This window comes from Streptomyces sp. NPDC059851 (assembly GCF_042732005.1).
Classification (GTDB): domain Bacteria; phylum Actinomycetota; class Actinomycetes; order Streptomycetales; family Streptomycetaceae; genus Streptomyces.
In genome coordinates, this window is record NZ_JBHWJJ010000268.1 from 1 (window position 1) to 3,679 (window position 3,679).

Annotated in this window: 1 protein-coding gene and 2 pseudogenes; all 3 read right to left on the reverse strand. The window is 69.5% G+C overall.

Going from position 1 to position 3,679, the window contains the following annotated elements:
- Positions 1-93: pseudogene (locus tag ACFV7Q_RS38525) on the reverse strand (roadblock/LC7 domain-containing protein); the annotation flags it as partial.
- 10 nt (positions 94-103) lie between these two features.
- Complete coding sequence (locus ACFV7Q_RS38530) at positions 104-3,286, reverse strand: nitrate- and nitrite sensing domain-containing protein (RefSeq protein WP_385435616.1); 3,183 nt, start codon at positions 3,284-3,286, stop codon at positions 104-106.
- Positions 3,287-3,578: 292 nt separating this feature from the next.
- Positions 3,579-3,679: pseudogene (locus ACFV7Q_RS38535) on the reverse strand (ATP-binding protein); the annotation flags it as partial.

A 3,679-nucleotide genomic window follows, 5' to 3' on the forward strand; every position in this document is an offset into this window, starting at 1 on the left:
GTCGGCGGAGACCACCACCGTGTGGGACACCCCGGGGGTGTTGTCCACGAAGTTGGTGATCAACCAGTTCAGGTTCTGTGCCGCCTGGCTCATCGGGCTCACACTAACGCTCCTGGTCATAGCTGTTACTTGACTGCTCAGTACCCGCGCTCCGGCCCTGCTGGACACCACGCCGCAGGTTGCTCAACCTGCCGCGCACGTCCTCCGGAGCCCGGGAGACCTGGGGGCCGCCCTGCGGAGTCGTCTCCGCAGAACCTTCGACCAGGTTGGCCTTGGGCACCCGCCGAGGCAGACCGGACGCGGTGACCCCGCCAGCCTTCGGCTCACGGAGCTTCCCGGCCGCCTGCCAGCGCTCGTCGTTCTTCGAGCGCCAGCCGTCGCCGGCCTCCTGGCCCTGCTCCGCTGCCGCGGGCTGCTGCTGTCGCGGCGACCGCTGCTCGAAGAGGGATCCGGGGGACTCCGCTTCCTGCTGCGCCGGCTGCCACTGCTGCTGGCTGCCGCGGCGCGGCAGGCCCGCTCCGGTCATTTCGTGACCGGTGTCGGCAGCGGCGCCCGGACGATCGAAGCCTACGCGGTCCGCGGCGGGTTCGGGAGCGGCCGGGGGTTCCGATTCGGTCCCGTACCCCTGCTGGTAGCCACCGGAGTACGTGTTCTGCTCGGGCCACTCGGCATGCCCCGACTGGGCAGCGTAGCCGTTGTCGTAGCCCTGCACGTCCTGCTGCGGCTGCTCGTAGCCCGCTTCCGCATAGGGGTAGTCCTGCTGCGGGTAGGCCTCGTAGCCCTGCTGGTCCGCGTGGGCCTGCTGCTCGTCGTACGCGGCGTCGTAGCCCTGCGCGGGCTGCTGCTCGTACTCCTGGTACTGCTGGTAGGCGTGCTCCGGCTGCGGTTCCGCATACTCCTGCTGGCCGGTGTACTCGGCGGCAGGGGCATGCGGCTGGTTCAGCTGCGCCTCCAGCGCCGCACGGCGCTCCTGCTGGCCGAGGGAGCGGCCCACCGAGTTCAGGCCGCCCTCGGCGCCCTGGCCGTCGTAGCGGGAGTCGTCGAAGCCGAGTTCGGCCGCCGTGCGCATCGGCGCGGCCTGCTGCACCTGCTGCTGCGGGATCATCGAGGAGACGGTGAACTCGTCGTCCGGGATGCCCTCGCCGCCGCCACCGTGGGTGATCGCGTCGGGGAGCATGATGAGCGACGTCGTACCGGCCGCCTCGCCCGAGGGGCGCAGCTGGACGCGGATGTGGTGCCGGTCCGCCAGGCGGCCGACCACGAAGAGGCCCATGCGCTGCGAGATCGCGGCGTCCACGGTCGGCGGGTTGGCCAGCTTGTGGTTGATGTCCGCGAAGTCCTCGGCGGTCAGGCCGATGCCCTTGTCGTGGATCTCGACCATGACGCGGCCGTCGGGCAGACGCGTGGCGTTGACGCGGACCTTGGTCTGCGGGGAGGAGAACGTGGTGGCGTTCTCCAGCAGCTCGGCGAGCAGGTGCACGAGGTCGGTCACGGCCTGGCCGTGGATCTCCGCCTCGGAGATGTTCGAGAGCTCGATGCGCTCGTACTGCTCCACCTCGGAGGAGGCGGCGCGCAGCACGTCGACGAGGGGCACCGGCTGGTCCCAACGGCGGCCCGGCTCCTCGCCGGCGAGGATGAGGAGGTTCTCGCCGTTGCGGCGCATACGGGTGGCCAGGTGGTCCAGGCGGAAGAGGTTCTCCAGCTGGTCCGGGTCGGCCTCGTTGTTCTCCAGCTCGGTGATCAGGGTCAGCTGGCCCTCGATCAGCGACTGGTTGCGTATGGAGAGGTTGGTGAAGATCGCGTTGACGTTGCCCCGCAGGAGCGCCTGCTCGGCGGCGAGCCGGACGGCCTCACGGTGGACCTGGTCGAAGGCGCGGGCGACCTCACCGATCTCGTCCTGGGAGTCGATCGGGATCGGCGCGACGCGGGTGTCGACCTTGCCCGGGTCGGTGCGCGAGAGCTGGTCGACGAGCATCGGCAGGCGCTGCTCGGCGACGTCGAAGGCGGCGGAGCGCAGGCGGCGCATCGAGCGGCTCATCTGGCGGGCCACCATGCCGGCCAGGATGAACGCGGCGAGCAGGGCCACGACCACGGCGGCGCCGGTCCAGATGGCGACGTTGCGGGCGTCCTCGGAGACCACGACGGTGTCCTTGACGGCCTTGTCGAGGAGGTCCTTCTCGATTTCTGCGTAGCCCTCGAACTTGGCGGTCGCAGCGGCCTGCCAGGCCGCCGACGTGGTGCCGTTCTTGGCGAGGGTGGCGGGCTTCTCGCCGCTGGCTATCGCCTCGGTCATGCCCGTGAGCGCCGAGCCGTTGACCGTGGGCGGAGCCTTGAACGGGGCACCGGTCTGCTCGGCCTGCGCCTTGGCGGCGGCGAGCTTGGCGGCCCCGTCCTGGGACTTCTTCTGCATGACGTCTTTGAAGCGGTTGACGTCCTCGTCGGTGCCCGCGGCGATGTACTCGCCGACCGCGATCTCCTCCAGGTAGGCGTACGAGGAGAAGGCGACCAGCTGGGCCTTGCGGACCTCTTCGTTCTCGCTCGGCCGGACCAGCAGGTGCGTGCCGATGGAGCGCTGGAGCGACTCGGCGGCCTTGGCCAGCTCGATCGCGTAGACCATGCGGCCGTAGCTGGTCACGTTGCCGGTGCCCAGCCCCAGTTCGTTGGAGAACTGCATGAGGTAGTGCTGGACGAGGAGGTACCCGTCCTCGGTCGGGATGGGACCCAACTGGGAGGGGAGGTTCTTCTTCGCCGTCTCGGGCGCCTTGAAGGCCGTCTGGCGGACCGCGGAGAGCTTGGGCTCCTCCTGGCGGAAGAGCTCCAGGCGCCGCTCCAGACCCTGGTTCTTCGGCAGGTCCTTGACGGCCTCCGCGAACTTCGCCTTCGCCGCGTCGGTGGCCTCGTAGGCCTTCGCGACGGCGGCGTTGCCCGTGTCGCCCTTCAGCAGCGGCTCGGCCGTGAGGTCGCGCTCGTTGAGCAGGGCCTGGCCGTATTCCGCCGCCGCCTGGACGATGCGGGCGGTCTTCTCGGCGTCCTTGGCCTCGTTCCAGGTGTCGAGGGACCCCTTCACCTGGAAACCGCCCATGACCAGGCCGACGAGGACCGGTACGAGCAGGATGGCGTTCAGACGCGTCGCCACACGCCAGTTGCGGGGCGAGAACCTGCTGGTGCTGCCGCTCTTCGCCGGCGGTTCCACGGGCGCGTCGACGGGGGACGCGGCCGCGCGCTGCGGCGGGGTGAAGTTGCCGCGCGCGGGTTCATCCGCGGGGCTCGAGTTGCTTCGCCTCACTCGACCAACAACCTCTCGGCGGTGCTACTAGCTAGTTAGTTGAATTCCAGCATGGTCAAGGGCCCTGTTCCAAACAGTTGGTTCCGGCCGGCTTCAGAGACCTTTGACACACGTAAAACGGACATAAAGAGCGAGCGGCGGCAAAAGCGGGGCCGCGTGTGCGCGCAGCGGTACCGCCCGAACGCACGGTGTGCAGGTCCGGGGGCAATTCTCTGTCGAAACGTTATGAACGAGAAGAGCGGGCCGTGTCGTACGACACAGCCCGCCCTCCCGGTCCGCACGGCAGGCCCGGTTACTTCAGCCGTGCCATGAGGGCGTGCTCGACGAGGGTGATGAGCGCGCTCTTGGCGTCGGCCCGGTGGCGGGCGTCGGTGGTGATGATGGGGGCGTCCG